Below are 13597 nucleotides of genomic sequence, written 5' to 3' on the forward strand. Positions count from 1 at the left end.
TCCGACGTCCCGCAGGTTCCCGGGCCCGGGATCATGGCGTTCCTCGGACTCGACGCCCGACGTCGCACCCGGCCTCGCCGTCGGCCCCCGCGGCTAGCCTCGTCGACCAGCCGGGGCCGACGGGCGGCCCCCGCCCCCGAGGAGGCCGCCGTGGCCGGTCACCGCATCTTCGGCACCCCCTTCGCGAGCATCTACCCGCACTACGTCGCCAAGGCGGAGCGCAAGGGGCAGCGGCGGGAGGACGTCGACCTCGTCGTCTGCTGGCTCACCGGGTACGACGCCGCCGGCCTCGAGCGCGCGCTGACGACCGAGGTCGACCTCGAGACCTTCTTCGCCGAGGCGCCGGCCGTGACGCCGTACGCCACGCAGATCACCGGGCTGATCTGCGGCGTCCGGGTCGAGGAGGTCGAGGACCCGCTCATGCAGCAGATCCGCTGGATGGACAAGCTCGTCGACGAGGTCGCCCGCGGCAAGAAGCTCGGGTCGGTGCTGCGGGGCGACGACGTCGACGCCGCCCGGGTGCGGGCGGGGCTGCCCGCCGGGACGCCGTCGGTGGGGTCCCGCGCATGAGCCGGCCGTCCACCCGCCGGGCAGCGGCGTCTCTCGCGCTCACGCTCGCCGTGGGGGGTGGCGCTACCGCCTGCCTGCGCGAGCGCGTCTGCCTCGAGGGCGAGCGGCAGGTGCGGTCGGTCGAGTTCCCCGAGGAGGGCAGCGCCTGCACCGAGGACGGCGTGGTGCCCGACGGCTTCGAGACCTTCCCGCCCGGCCAGGAGCCGACGGAGGTCCACGTCGGCTGACGCCGGTCGGGCCGGACGCGTCGTCTCGCGGCGGAGGGGTCCGGACGGTCCTACCGTCCTCGGATGACCGGTCTGCGCGGCCTCCTCGGCCTGCTCCTCCTCGTCGGCGTGGCCGTCCTCGTCTCGCGTCACCGGCGCGGCATCCCCTGGCGCACCGTCGCGGCGGCCCTCGCCGTGCAGGTCGCCATCGCCGTCCTCGTGCTCCGCTTCGGCCCGGGCGCCGCCGCGCTGGCGTGGCTGTCCGAGCGCTTCGAGACCCTCGTCGACTACGCCCAGCAGGGCACGGCCTTCGTCTTCGGGCCGCTGCTCGAGCTCGGCGCCGAGGAGGGCGGCGCGGCCTTCGCGCTCACCGTCCTGCCGGTCATCATCTTCTTCGGCGCGCTCATCGGGCTGCTGCTGCACCTGCGGGTGGTCCAGTACGCGACGCACCACGTCGGCGGCGCCATCGCGAAGGTGCTGCGGGTCAGCGACGTCGAGGCGACGTACGCGTCGACCGTCGTCGTGCTCGGCCAGAGCGAGGCGCCGCTGCTCGCCCAGCCGTACCTGCACCGGCTGCGGACGAGCCAGGTCTTCACCGTCGCGGTCTGCAGCCTCACCGCCGCGGCCGGCTCGACGCTCGTCGGCTACTCGCTGCTCGGCGCCCCGCTCGACTACCTCCTCGCAGCCACCGCCATGAACGCCCCCGCCGGGCTGCTCATGGCGAAGATCATGTGGCCGGACACGACCCCGGAGACCGACGAGGAGCGCCGGCTGCGGCTCGGCCTCGCCGCGGACGCCGACGTCGTCGACGACCCCGCCGAGGACGACGAGCAGGTCGACGTCCGCCACTACCGCGACACCGAGTCCGCAGGTGTCCTCGACGCCCTGGGCCGCGGCGCCCTGGCCGGCGGCCGGATCGCCGTGACCGTCGGCGCGCTGCTCGTCGCCTTCGTCGCGCTCATCGCGCTGGCCAACGGGGTGCTCGGCACCGTCGGCGGCTGGTTCGGCGCCGACGACCTCACCTTCCAGGGCATCCTCGGGACGCTGCTCGCGCCGCTGGCCTGGCTCCTCGGCGTCCCGTGGTCCGAGGCCGCGACGGCCGGCTCCTTCATCGGGCAGAAGACGGTGCTCAACGAGTTCGTCGCCTACGCCGCCTTCGGCCCCCAGGTCGACCAGCTCTCGCCCGCGACGGTCGCCGTCGTGACCTTCGCGCTGGCCGGCTTCGCCAACTTCGCCTCGATCGCCATCACCGTCGGCGCGCTGTCCAGCCTCTACGCGCCGCTGCGCGCCGTCGTCGCGCGGATGGGGCTGCGCGTGCTGCTCGGGGCGTCGCTGGCCAACCTCGCCAACGCGGCGGTGGCCGGGGTGGTCATCACGGCCTTCGCCTGAGCCAGCCCGTCACGAGCGCGTCGCGCCGATCCCCCCGTCGACCGACAGCACCGTGCCGTGGACCATCGCCGCGTCGTCGGACGCGAGGAAGACGGCGCCGCGGGCGACGTCCTCCGGCCGCACGACGACGCCGGCCGGCGTCCCCGCCGTCATGGCGTCGAGCACCGGGCGGAACGCCTCGTTGCCCGGCGTCAGCGTCACCCCCGGCGCCAGGGTGTTGACGCGCACGCCGCGAGGTCCGTACTCGGCGGCCCACGAGCGGGTCAGCTGCTCCGCCGCCGCCTTCGAGGCCGAGTAGAGCGCGCTGCCCGCGGTGCCGGTGCGCGCCATCCACGAGCCGACGGTGACGACGACGCCGCCGCCCCGCTCCGCCATCGCCGGCACCAGCGCGGCCACGAGCACGTGCGGCGCCCGGACGTTGACGGCGAGCATGCGGTCGAGGTCGTCGTCGGCGAGGTCCTCGGTCGGCCCGACGGGGTAGACGCCGGCGTTGTTGACGAGGACGTCGACGCGGCCGCCGAGGGCGTCGGTCGCCGCGGCGGCGAAGGCCCGCAGCTCCTCCGGGCTGCCGGCGAGGTCGACGGCGAGCAGGTCGGCCCGACCGCCCGCGGCGCGGACGTCCTCGACGACGGCGCGCCCGCGCCCGGCGTCGCGGCCGCTGACGAGGACGTGGGCGCCCTCGGCGGCCAGGGCGGCGGCGACGGCGGCGCCGATGCCGCTCGTCGAGCCGGTGACGAGGGCGGTGCGGCCGTCGAGACGGCCTGCAGCGGTGGTGGTCGTGGTGGAGGTCATGGGTCCATCCCGCCGGAGGACGGCGGTGCGCACCAGGTCCGGTCGTGCCTGGTCACGGCAGGACCAGGCGCGCGGGTCACCGACGCTCGTACCCTCGCCGGGTGCCCCGCACGCGCGCCGAGCTCGGCGCCTTCCTCCGCTCCCGCCGCGACGCCCTCACCCCCGACCGGGCCGGCGTCCCCGCCGTCCCCGGGCTGCGGCGCGTGCCCGGGCTCCGCAAGGAGGAGCTGGCCGCCCGGGCCGGCGTGAGCCCCGACTATTACAGCCGGCTCGAGCAGGGCCGCCAGGCCGTCGTCTCGCCCCAGGTCCTCGACGCACTGGCCGGCGCGCTGCGCCTGGACGCCGTCGAGCGCGCGCACCTCCACGACCTCGCCGCCGGACGACGTCGCGACGACGCCCCCGCCCCGCGCCCGGCGCCCGACCCCGGGCTGCTGCGGATGATGGCCGGCCTCGACCACCTGCCCGTCCTCGTCCTCGGCCCGCGCGGGGAGGTGCTGGCGCGCAACGCCCTCGCCGTCGCCGTGCTCGGCGCGCCGCTCGAGCCCGGGACGTCGCTGGCGCGCTACCTCTTCGAGTATCCGGCCGCCCGCGAGCGCCTCGTCGAGTGGACGGAGTACGCGCAGGCGTCCGTCGCCTCGCTGCGCCGGGAGACGGCCCGGCGCCCGCAGGACCGACGCCTCGCCCGCCTCGTCGCCTCGCTGAGGGCCGCCGACGAGGACTTCTCGCGCTGGTGGGAGGACCACGCCGTGCAGGACTACGTCTCGTCGCGGAAGACGTTCGAGCACCCCGTCGTCGGGCGGCTCGTCTTCGACGTCGAGTTCCTGCGCCCGGCCACCGACCCCGAGCAGCAGCTCGCCACGTACACCGCGGAGCCGGGGTCGCGGACGGCGCGGGCGCTGCCGCTGCTCGCCGCCGGGCCCGCCGCCCCGGTGGCCCTCACCGACGGCGTCGCCCTCGGCTGACGACGACCGGCCGACGCCGCTCGGCGCGACGGGAGCCCGCCGAGGTGGTGGCCTGGTCCCATGCGCATCTTCTTCACCGGCGGCAGCGGCAAGGCCGGACACCACGTGGCGCCCTTCCTGGCGTCGCAGGGCCACCAGGTCACCAACGCCGACCTCACCCCGCTCGGCCACCCCGACGTCACCGACCTCCGGGTCGACCTCACCGACGCCGGGCAGGTGTACTCCGCGATGGCGGGCATGCCCACGATGGCGGACCTCGACGCGCCCGAGCCCGTCCAGGGGGGCCGAGGCTCCGCCTACGACGCCGTCGTCCACTTCGCCGCCGTGCCGGCCATCGGCATCGCGCCCGACGCGACGACCTTCGAGACCAACATCCTGGCGCACTACCACGTGCTCGAGGCCGCGACCCGGCTCGGCATCCGCAAGGTGGTCTTCGCGTCGTCGGAGACGACCTACGGCATCTGCTTCGCCCAGGGCGAGCGCAAGCCCCTGTACGTGCCCGTCGACGAGGAGCACCCGGTCGTCCCGGAGGACTCCTACGCGATGTCCAAGGTGGCCGGCGAGGTCGTCGCACGGTCGTTCCACGCCCGCACCGGTGCGGACGTCTACGGGCTGCGGATCAACAACGTCATGGAGCCGCACGAGTACGCCGAGAAGTTTCCGGCCTTCCTCGAGGACCCGTCGCTGCGGCGGCGCAACGTCTTCTCCTACATCGACACCCGTGACCTGGGGCAGATGACCCTGCGGTGCCTGGAGACCGACGGGCTCGGCTTCGAGGTCTTCAACGTCGCCAACGCCGACATGTCGGTGGCCGCGACGACGCAGGAGGTCGTCGAGCGCTTCTACGGGGGCGTCGAGGTCCGCAAGGAGATGGGCCGGGACGAGACCTTCTACTCGATCGACAAGGCCCGCCGGCTGCTCGGCTACGAGCCGCAGCACTCGTGGCGGGACGTGCTCGCGGACCCGCGCCGCGAGGGCTGAGCGCGGCGGCGGCCCCTCGTCCTGCACCGCGGCGAGGGGCCGCCGCCCAGCGCGTCAGCGCGGCCGCTGCTGCTCGGCCGTGCACCACCACGTCGTCCGGCCGCCGACCTGACCGGTCGCCATGTCGGCGCCGCACCGCGGGCAGTGCCCGCCCTTGTGCCGGGAGCCGATGACCTCGCCGGTGTGGACGCCGCCGTGGCGGATGGCCGCCCGGGTCGCCGTCCGGAGAGTCTTGTGGAGGGCGGTCAGCTCGTCCGCCGTGAGCTCCCCGGCGGGGCGGTGCGGGTCTTCCCGCGCCTGCCACAGGATCTCGTCGGCGAGGAGGTTGCCGACGCCGGCCAGCGTCGACTGGTCGAGCAGCCGCGCCTTGAGCGGCGCCGTCCCGCGGCCGACGCGCTCGCGGAACTCCTTCACGCCGATCTCCCCGGCGTCCGGCCCGACGTCGCCGAGGTCCGGGTCGAGGCGCACCCGCCCCAGCCGCCGCTTGTCGAAGAGCCGGAGGCTGCCGCCGTCCTCGAAGGCGAGCGTGAAGCGGTACCACTCGGGCTTGGCCACCGACTCGTCCGTGCCGTCGACACCGCGGACGGGGTCCCCGCCGTGGACGGTGCCGCCGTCGTTGGTCCTGACGATGATGCGGCCGCTCATGCCGAGGTGGAGGCCCAGGCGGCGGTCGCCGTCGCCGCTGAGGTCGCACCACATCGTCTTGCCCCGCCGGTGCGCGGCGGTCAGCCGGCGCCCGACGAGCACCTCGCGGATCTCGCCCGGCAGGTGCGGGCGGCAGACCCAGTCGTCGGCGTCGTCGACGTCGGCGATGGTCCGCCCGAGCCCCGCCTCCTCGATGGTGGATCGGGCGAGCTCGACCTCGGGCAGCTCCGGCACCGGCCCAGGCTAGGTCGGGGCCGCCGGGGCGGCCCGCCGTCGCGAGGGCGGACTCGTTGACGCAGACCGGGCACCGGCCAAGGATGTGGACAACTCAGACGACGAAGTCGAGAGGACCCACCTGTGTCATCCCACCCGCGCCGCCTGCTCACCGGGCTCGGGGGCGCCTTGCTCGCCCTCGCCCTCCTGGGCGCCACCCCCACCACCGCCGCACCGTCGGCCTCCGCCGCCGACGCGCGCTCGTCCCTGACCGCGTCCCGCACCGTCCAGCCGGTGGTCGACGCCAACTTCGCCGACCCCGACCTCCTGCTCGTCGACGGCGTCTACCACGCCTACGCGACGAACTCCGGGGGCCAGAACGTCCAGCACCGCACGTCGCGGAACCTCCGCACGTGGACCGAGCAGCCGGACGTCGCGCCGGTGCTCGGCGACTGGGTGGGCGAGTGCAGCTTCGCCCCCGGCGGTGCGACCGACCGGTGCGTCTGGGCGCCCGAGGTCGCCGCCGTGGACGGCGGCTACGCGCTCTACTACACGGCCCGCGACGAGCAGTCCCAGCGCCAGTGCATCGGGGTGTCGACGTCGACGTCGCCCGGCGGCCCCTTCGTGCCCGTCGGCGACGACCCGCTCGTCTGCCCGACGGCGCAGACCCCGCCGGACCTCGGCGGCGCGATCGACGCCGGGACCTTCGTCGAGGACGGGCAGCTCTGGCTGCTGTGGAAGGCCGACGGCAACTGCTGCAGCAAGCCGGCGACGCTCTTCGTCCAGCCGATGTCGCCCGACGGGACCACGTTCACCGGCCCGGCCACCGAGCTGATCGACAACGACCTGCCGTGGGAGGGCGCGGTCGTCGAGGCGCCGACGCTGGCGAAGCACGACGGCACCTACTACCTCTTCTACTCCGCCAACGACTTCGCGGGCGGCAACTACCGGACGTCCTACGCGACGGCGACGAGCATCACCGGCCCGTACACGAAGGCCGGCACCGAGCTGATGACCTCGGAGATGTTCGCGGGCGACGTCCGCGGCTCCGGCGGCCAGGACGTCATCACGACGCGCGACGGCGGCACGGCGATCGTCTTCCACGGGTGGGACCCGGCCTTCAGCTACCGCGGCATGTACGCGAGCCCGCTGGAGTGGGAGGACGGCGTCCCGGTCGTCACCGCCGCGGCCGACCGCTACGAGCTCGAGGACGGCACCGTCACGAACGCCCGCGTCGTCGGCGACGCCAGCGCCTCGGGCGGCGAGAAGGTCGGCGGGCTCGACTTCGCGGACAGCTCCGTGACCGTGCGGGTGCACAGCGACACGGCCGCCCGCGCCACCCTCGGCATCCGGTACGCCAACGGGTCCACCGACGGCGACCGGCGCGTGCTCGCCACCGACACGCTGACGGTCAACGGCCGGGACGCCGGCACGGTGACGTTCCGGCACACCGGCTGGGGCAACTGGCAGCGCGCCGAGGCCCGGGTGAAGCTCCAGGCCGGCTGGAACACGGTGACGCTGACGAAGGCCACGTACTTCGCCGAGCTGGACGCCCTCTACGTCGACGACCGGCGCCTCGAGCCGGCCGTCCCCGTCTACCCGGAGAGCCCCGCCGCGGCGACGCGCTACGAGGCCGAGGCCGGCGTCGTCACCAACGCCCGCGTCGTCGGGGACGCCGGCGCCTCCGCCGGGGCCAAGGTCGGCGGCCTCGACTTCGCCGACAGCTCGGTCGCGGTGCAGATCTACGCCGAGCGAGCGGGCCGGGCGACCCTCGGCATCCGCTTCGCCAACGGCTCGGAGCGCGGCGGGTACTCGCTGGAGGCCACGCACCGGATCAGCGTCGGCGGCGCCGACGCCGGCCTCGTCACCTACCCCCACACCCGGTGGGGCAACTGGCAGACCATCGAGCACGACGTGACGCTCGCGCAGGGCTGGAACACCGTGACGCTCACCCGCGTCAGCTGGTTCGCGGAGATCGACGCCGTCGACGTCCTCGCGCCGCGGGGCCGCTGACCGCCGAGGTGGCAGTCCCTCGTCGTGCTCTTGCGCGACGAGGGGCTGCCACCTCCTGGGCCCCGGCGGGGTCGCTGACGCCGGCAGCGCGCGCGACGCCGGGCCCGGTGGGGTAGAGACGCAGGGTGCGTCCTCACCCCACCGACGACCGGTCCGGCACACCTGCGGACACGGCGGGCGTCGCCCGCTTCGGCGCCCGCGCGCTGCTGAGCGTCGCCACGCTCGCCCTCGGAGCCGCGGCCTTCCTGCTCCTGTGGCTGCTGGTCCGACGCTCGTGGGCGCCGCTGCAGGAGCTGGACGACGGCGTCGCCGAGGACCTCAACGCCCTCGTCAGCGGGTCGCCGGCCGCCGTCGCGGTGCTGCGGGCGATCACCACCCTCGGCAACACGTCGACCCTCGTCGTGGTGTTCGTCGTGCTCACGGTGGTCCTCCTCGTCCGCGGGCAGCGGCGTCTCGCCGTCTTCACCGCGGCCACCGGCCTCGGCGTCGCCGTCCTCGTACCGCTCACGAAGGCGCTCGTCGACCGGGCTCGACCAGCCCTCGACGCCCCCGTGGTGCCGCTGCCCTCCAGCGCCAGCTTCCCCAGCGGGCACTCCCTGGGCTCGCTCGTCGCGGTGACGGTCGTGGCCCTCGTCGTCCTGCCCTCCGTGCGACGTCGCGCGCGGCCCTGGGTCGTCGCGCTCGCCGTGCTCGTCGTCCTGGCCGTCGGGGTGAGCCGCCTGGCGCTCGGTGTCCACTTCGTCAGCGACGTGCTCGCGGGCTGGGCGCTGGGAGCGGTGTGGGTCACCCTGACCGCCGCGGCGTTCCGCGGCTGGCAGCACCGGAGCGGAACCATGTCGCGCGAGCCGCTCGACCCGCTGGACGCGGCACCGGAGCAAGCCCCCTAGCGCCACGGCGGATGCTCCCGCCTCACCCCGGCAGGACGACGACCTTGCCGGCGATCCGCCCCGCGGCGCCCTCGGCGTGGAGCGCGGCTAGCTCGTCGAGCGGGATGCGGCGCGTGACCTCGACGGTGAGCTCGCCGGCGTCGACGAGGCGGACGAGCTCGGCGAGGCGGTCGCGGTCGGGCAGGACGAAGACGGTGGCCGCGGTGACGCCGCGGGCGGCGTCGTCGGGGGTGGCCATGAACGCCGTCGTGCTGACGACCTTCCCGCCGTTGCGGACGAGCGCCACCAGCTCGGCGAAGCGCTCGGGCTCGACGGGCGCGAGGTTGAGCAGGACGTCGACGGGCTCGGCGACGGCCTCGAGGAGGTCCGCCGTGGTGCGGTCGACGACCTCGTCCGCGCCCGCCGCGAGTACGGCGTCCCGGCTGCGAGGGCTGACCGTCGCGACGACGTGGACGCCGACCCGCTTCGCCAGCGCCACGGCGTACTTGCCGACGACGCGCAAGGCGCCGTCGACGCGCAAGGCGCCGTCGACGCGCAGGCGCCGAACAACGCCAACGTGTCGGATAGGGCGTCGCTCACGCCGGACTCGAAGGCATCACCGTTGCACCGCCGGAAGAATCACGGTGACTCTGCCGGTACTCAAGCGCCTCAGCGAGCTCCTCGTACTGCAGAAGGTCGCCGCTGAGAGCAGCCAGGTGCTCCCTCGCCTCTGCCGGCGTTGCGTAGAAGAACTCACGTCGGTGGTTGACGCGGTTGACGCGTCGGTCACCCAAGCGCTTGTGCATGGCGGCCTCGATACCGACGGCATCTTCGGCAAAGAAGAGCGCATGCACGTCGAAGTTGAAGGGCACCGAGGCATCAGACAACTCGCGGACGCGATCCATCGGCTCGAGGCGGCGCGTCATGCCAACCTTGACCATGCCTGGCCCGAAGGCGCCGAGATTTGAGATGACGTACACGTAACCCGCACGGACATTAGCCGCCCGGTAGTCGACGTCGGCGATGGCCTTGTCAAGGTCATCGACCTGCTCTCGCAGGCGTGCGACGCCGTCCAAGTCGCCGCTCGCCTCGAGGGACGCCAGGGCGTTGGCGTAGTGCTGTCTCTCCTTCTGCAGACGGAGGCGCTCGCGCTCGATCTCCTGCTCGACCTTCCGCTCCTCGCGCAGACGCTCCTTCTCCTCGCGCTCGCGCGCCTTCTCCTCCGCGAGCTTCTCCATGTAGTCCGCCGTCAGCGCGAGCTCCTTGAGCCGGAGACGGTGGTAGGCGGGAGCGATGCGGATGTCCATGGTCTTGCCGAGGCGCTCGATGGTGGCGACCACCTTCTCGAGGCGGGCGGTCGAGCTCTCCAACTTGTACGGCTTCAGATTGCGGACCTGCACGTCCGCCTCAGCGTTGTAGGCACGCAGCATCAATTTCGAGAAGTCCCTCACCATGGCCCGCCCCTGGGCGGCGGAACCGTTGACCGTCCACCCGGTGGCGGCCGTGATGGCGCCGCCGTCCTTGCGGGTCATCGCTTTGATGCTGTCCGACACCCTCGCCAGCTCGCTGCGGTAGCCGACGGCATCCGTGAGCGGGTGGCGGTAGGTGTAGACACCCGCCTCCTGCAGGACGGCGAGGTCCTCGGTGACGACCACCTGCTCTCGTGCCCCCGCCAGGCGAGTCTCAGCCTCGTCGAGCTGTCGTCTGACGTCGGCGAGCCGCTCGTCGGAGGTCGCGCGAGCTGCCGTCGTAGCAGCGTCCAACTCAGCCTGGTGAGCGGCGACAGCGTCCCGCTGGCGCCGCTCCTGCTCCACTATTTCACGGGCCAACGCGTCGCGTCGGCGCTCGAGGTCCACGACCTCGAGGACACCGAGACGCCGGAGGTCGCCCCTCAACCTCTCCACGTCCGCTTGCAACGCCGCCCGTTCTTCGAGCAGCGACCGGGCCTGCTTGCGGGCGCCAAAGATCCCGACTTTCGCCTCGTGCGTCGGCGCCTTCACCGTCTTTTCGTCCGGCGGCGTGACCGCAACCGGTCGTGTAGCGCCGTCGACGACAGCGCCGCCTGTGGCAGCCCCGGGGCGGTGGTCGGCACGTCGCGAATCGTCGTCGACGAACAGCACCCAACCCTGCGGCGGTTCCGGCCAGGTCGGGTCGGGCCGCCAACCAGGAGGAGGGGTCCATCCCTCAGGTGGCGGCGGCCAGTTCGGCGGCGGGTTGAAGCGGGACACGGACGGCACCCCCGTGGTCGTCAGAAGTCGATCTGCCGACGCTACGTCCCTGCTCGCGCCGTACGCACGATTTTGAGGTCGAACAGGACGTGTGAGCGCCGCACACCACGCCAACGTCGCCACGGCCCTCGGAAGCGAGGTGTAACGGCCGAAACCGTGACGCCATCGCAGCAGTGGCGGACGAGTCGCGGACTACGTGCCGCCCGGACTCGCCGACGAGTGGAATGCCGGCGATTAGCGCCACTCACCCCAATCAGCCGTCAAGGCTCGACCGTCCGCAGTGCAGCGGCACCGACTCGTAGGAGACCTCCTGCCCAGAAACGCCGCGGACGTCGAGCAGTGCCGTCTCGCCGTCCCATCGCAGGGTGTACGTACCACCGGAGAAGGGCATGTAGCCGTCGTCAGCCCAGTAGGAGCTCACCTCGCGACCTCTTACCTCACCAGCGGACAGCAGGTAGACCTCACCGGCGGCCAGCAGCAGTAGCGAGCCTTCTCGGACGACGACACGGCAGCCGCCGTCGCTCGCCGGTGCCAGGACCGAGTAGCTCGAGATGGTCGCGAGGAGTAGCCCGGCCCCGACCGCCGCCAGTGACACGAGGTAGACGGGCACCGTCGCCACGGCGACGAGGACGGCGTCTCCAGGGCTACGCCGTAGCGACGGGTCGGCTTCCTCCTGATGCCACCTCGCGAACGGCGCGCAGCAGAGCAGGACGAAGCCGGTGACATGCAGAAAAAGGAACGCCCACCACAGACGGGGCACGACGCCGCCGATGACGAAGGGCACCTTGTGGCTGCCGAGGCCTCCGACGACGAGGGCGGTGGCGGCGCAGAGCGACAGCATGCCGAGACCCCAGAGCCATCGCGGAAGAGCGAGGCCGACCTGGCGATCAGGTGCCGCCGTCGTTCCGTCCTCCGCGGTCACCGGTCCAGCGCCGTGCACACGCACACCCGGTTGCCCTCCGGGTCCGCCAGCACGACGAACGACGGCGCGTGTGAGGCGTCGACGACGGTCGCCCCCGCCGCCACCGCGGCGTCGACCCGCTCCTGCGCGACGTCGTGCGGCACCCACACGTCGAGGTGGAAGCGCTGACGTGGCGTCTCGTGGGCGTCGGTGCCCTGGAACCACAGCAGCGGCACGCGGCCGCGGCGGTCGACGACGTCGTCGCCGTCCAACGCGCCGGCGTCGCCCGTCAGCAGCGCCGCCCACACCGGGCCGACGGCGGCGAGGTCGGCCGTGTCGAGGGCTACCTCCAGCTGCGCCAGCACCTCGGGCTGCGCCGTGAGGCCCAGGCCCGCCGCGATGTCGCTCACGCGGCGGGCGAGGCGCAGGTCGCGGCGGGTGACGCGGCCGACGTCGTGGCTGACGAGCGCGAGGTCGACGTGGCTGGGCCGCAGGTCGACGTCGGGGTGGTGGTCGAGCTCCTCGGCGGCGTCGGCGACGGCCGCGACGAAGCGGGCCCCGGTCGGCATGTCGCCGGTGCGGAAGCGGGCGTGGAGGCCGTTGGCGAGGAGCCGCCAGTCGGCGAGGCCGGCGTCGTCGACGTCCTGCACGGTGATGGTCGCCATGGCGAGGAGCATGCTCCGCCGCGTGCGCGACGGGGGCAGAACGGCCGCCCGTCGTCGCGCGCGGGCGCGGCGAGCGGCATCCGGCTCGTCAGGAGCGGCCGCCCGGCGCCCGTACCGTGGAGGCGATGCCTGCACCTGTCGCCCCTCCGCCGACGTCGAGCACCCGGGTCCCGATGGACGTCGGACGAGGGCTCCTCATGGGGACCGCGGAGGTGGTCCCCGGCGTCAGCGGCGGCACCGTCGCTCTCGTCCTCGGGGTCTACGAGCGGCTCATCGACACCGCGCACCACACGGTCACGGCCGCCCGCCGGCTCGTGATCGGCGACGTCGCGGGCGCCCGTGCGGAGATCGCCCGCGGCTCGTGGAAGGTCGTCGTCCCGCTGCTGCTCGGCAACGTCGTCGCGGTGCTCGTGGGCGCGCGGCTCGTCGAGCCCCTCCTCGACGACCACCCCGTCGGCTCGCGGGCCGTCTTCCTCGGCCTCGTGCTCGCGTCGCTCGTCGTGCCCGTGTCGATGGTCGGCCGCCGGTGGACGCCGCGCCTCGGCCTCCTCGCCGCCGCTGCCGCCGTCACCGCGACCGTCCTCACCGGCATCCCGCCCGCCACGGCGGCCGACCCGTCGCTGCCGGTCGTGGCGGCCGCGGCGGCCGTCGCCATCTGCGCGCTCGTCATGCCGGGCGTCTCCGGCTCCTTCCTCCTCGCGACGGTGGGGCTCTACGCACCGACGCTCACGGCGGTCAACGAGCGCGACGTCGCCTACCTCGCCGCCTTCGCCCTCGGCGCCACGGTGGGGCTCGCCCTCTTCGTCCGGCTGCTGCGGCACCTGCTGCACGCGCACCGCGCCGTGACGCTCGCCGTCATGACCGGCCTCATGGTCGGCTCGCTGCGCGCCCTCTGGCCGTGGCAGACCGACACCCGCGACCTCCTCGGCCCCGCGGGCGACGCGCTGCCCGTCCTCGGCCTCGTCGCGGCGGGGGTCGCCGTCGTCCTCGGTCTGCTCCTGCTCGAGCACCTCGTCACCCGACGCACGACGACGCCGCAGCCCCCGGTCGGCTGACGTCACGACCTCACAGGCCCCGAGAGGTGCTGTGAGGAAAGCGCGTCCCCGGCGTCACACGGCGGAAACCACGGGGCGGCGCGCGCGCACCACGCTCCTGCACGACCGCAC

The 13597-nt window shown here is 73.9% G+C and carries 14 protein-coding genes; 8 read left to right on the top strand and 6 right to left on the bottom strand.

Annotation, left to right across the window (positions count from 1 at the left end; translation table 11 throughout):
• Positions 1 to 150: 150 nt before the first annotated feature.
• The 3 genes from EDC03_RS05550 to EDC03_RS05560 all read left to right on the top strand — a co-directional run bounded on the left by EDC03_RS05550 (position 151) and on the right by EDC03_RS05560 (position 2165).
• Complete coding sequence (locus EDC03_RS05550) at positions 151 to 570, top strand: DUF2200 domain-containing protein (RefSeq protein ID WP_199719954.1); 420 nt, start codon at positions 151 to 153, stop codon at positions 568 to 570.
• Entirely contained in the window at positions 567 to 797 is a 231-nt protein-coding gene (locus tag EDC03_RS05555; protein ID WP_123379181.1) for a hypothetical protein, read from the top strand. Before EDC03_RS05550 ends, EDC03_RS05555 begins: the two co-directional genes overlap by 4 nt.
• Positions 798 to 860: 63 nt before the next feature.
• Positions 861 to 2165, top strand: a complete 1305-nt coding sequence (locus tag EDC03_RS05560) for a NupC/NupG family nucleoside CNT transporter (RefSeq protein WP_123379182.1) — start codon at positions 861 to 863, stop codon at positions 2163 to 2165.
• A 9-nt stretch (positions 2166 to 2174) separates the two neighbouring features.
• Here the strand turns inward: EDC03_RS05560 and EDC03_RS05565 are convergent, their stop codons facing one another.
• Positions 2175 to 2957, bottom strand: coding sequence for an SDR family NAD(P)-dependent oxidoreductase (locus EDC03_RS05565; RefSeq protein WP_123379183.1), 783 nt, complete (start codon positions 2955 to 2957; stop codon positions 2175 to 2177).
• A 101-nt stretch (positions 2958 to 3058) separates the two neighbouring features.
• Here EDC03_RS05565 and EDC03_RS05570 point away from each other — a divergent pair, with 101 nt between their 5' ends.
• Positions 3059 to 3919 carry a helix-turn-helix domain-containing protein gene (locus EDC03_RS05570; protein WP_123379184.1) on the top strand — a complete coding sequence of 287 codons (861 nt, stop codon included), beginning with the start codon at positions 3059 to 3061 and terminating at the stop codon, positions 3917 to 3919.
• Between the two features lie 60 nt (positions 3920 to 3979).
• Entirely contained in the window at positions 3980 to 4900 is a 921-nt protein-coding gene (locus EDC03_RS05575; protein WP_123379185.1) for an NAD-dependent epimerase/dehydratase family protein, read from the top strand.
• A gap of 54 nt (positions 4901 to 4954) precedes the next feature.
• Here EDC03_RS05575 and EDC03_RS05580 read toward each other — a convergent pair whose 3' ends face one another.
• Complete coding sequence (locus EDC03_RS05580; RefSeq protein ID WP_123379186.1) at positions 4955 to 5779, bottom strand: Fpg/Nei family DNA glycosylase; 825 nt, start codon at positions 5777 to 5779, stop codon at positions 4955 to 4957.
• 123 nt (positions 5780 to 5902) lie between these two features.
• Here EDC03_RS05580 and EDC03_RS17820 point away from each other — a divergent pair, with 123 nt between their 5' ends.
• Together EDC03_RS17820 and EDC03_RS05590 are read left to right on the top strand one after the other, a co-directional pair.
• Positions 5903 to 7771, top strand: a complete 1869-nt coding sequence (locus EDC03_RS17820) for a family 43 glycosylhydrolase (RefSeq protein WP_199719955.1) — start codon at positions 5903 to 5905, stop codon at positions 7769 to 7771.
• A 125-nt stretch (positions 7772 to 7896) separates the two neighbouring features.
• On the top strand, positions 7897 to 8658 hold the full coding sequence (locus tag EDC03_RS05590; RefSeq protein WP_123379187.1) for a phosphatase PAP2 family protein: 762 nt from the start codon (positions 7897 to 7899) through the stop codon (positions 8656 to 8658).
• Between the two features lie 22 nt (positions 8659 to 8680).
• On the opposite strand, the gene EDC03_RS05595 is transcribed toward EDC03_RS05590, so the two are convergent.
• The 4 genes from EDC03_RS05595 to EDC03_RS05610 form a co-directional block, all read right to left on the bottom strand.
• Positions 8681 to 9178 (bottom strand): zinc-binding dehydrogenase, encoded by a 498-nt coding sequence (locus EDC03_RS05595; RefSeq protein ID WP_241967040.1) that lies wholly within the window; start codon positions 9176 to 9178, stop codon positions 8681 to 8683.
• 55 nt (positions 9179 to 9233) lie between these two features.
• The gene (locus EDC03_RS05600) at positions 9234 to 10757 is read right to left on the bottom strand and encodes an SNIPE associated domain-containing protein (RefSeq protein ID WP_199719956.1); all 1524 of its coding nucleotides are present in this window, start codon (positions 10755 to 10757) and stop codon (positions 9234 to 9236) included.
• Positions 10758 to 11118: 361 nt separating this feature from the next.
• Positions 11119 to 11787 (bottom strand): hypothetical protein, encoded by a 669-nt coding sequence (locus EDC03_RS05605; protein WP_123379189.1) that lies wholly within the window; start codon positions 11785 to 11787, stop codon positions 11119 to 11121.
• A complete protein-coding gene (locus EDC03_RS05610; RefSeq protein WP_123379321.1) occupies positions 11784 to 12431 on the bottom strand; it encodes a VOC family protein in 648 nt (215 codons plus the stop codon). The genes EDC03_RS05605 and EDC03_RS05610 overlap by 4 nt, the downstream gene beginning before the upstream one ends.
• A gap of 125 nt (positions 12432 to 12556) precedes the next feature.
• On the opposite strand from EDC03_RS05610, the gene EDC03_RS05615 reads away from it, so the two are divergent.
• Positions 12557 to 13486 carry a DUF368 domain-containing protein gene (locus tag EDC03_RS05615; protein WP_199719957.1) on the top strand — a complete coding sequence of 310 codons (930 nt, stop codon included), beginning with the start codon at positions 12557 to 12559 and terminating at the stop codon, positions 13484 to 13486.
• Positions 13487 to 13597 lie beyond the last annotated feature (111 nt).

The sequence above is a fragment of the Pseudokineococcus lusitanus genome (genome assembly GCF_003751265.1).
In the GTDB taxonomy this organism is placed as follows: domain Bacteria; phylum Actinomycetota; class Actinomycetes; order Actinomycetales; family Quadrisphaeraceae; genus Pseudokineococcus; species Pseudokineococcus lusitanus.

Bases quoted from the DNA above. Each gene is read 5' to 3' on its own strand.
- EDC03_RS05555 (WP_123379181.1), top strand. From the start codon at position 567: ATGAGCCGGCCGTCCACCCGCCGGGCAGCGGCGTCTCTCGCGCTCACG.
- EDC03_RS05560 (WP_123379182.1), top strand. From the start codon at position 861: ATGACCGGTCTGCGCGGCCTCCTCGGCCTGCTCCTCCTCGTCGGCGTG.
- EDC03_RS05565 (WP_123379183.1), bottom strand. From the start codon at position 2,957: ATGACCTCCACCACGACCACCACCGCTGCAGGCCGTCTCGACGGCCGC.
- EDC03_RS05575 (WP_123379185.1), top strand. From the start codon at position 3,980: ATGCGCATCTTCTTCACCGGCGGCAGCGGCAAGGCCGGACACCACGTG.
- EDC03_RS05610 (WP_123379321.1), bottom strand. From the start codon at position 12,431: ATGGCGACCATCACCGTGCAGGACGTCGACGACGCCGGCCTCGCCGAC.
- EDC03_RS05615 (WP_199719957.1), top strand. From the start codon at position 12,557: ATGCCTGCACCTGTCGCCCCTCCGCCGACGTCGAGCACCCGGGTCCCG.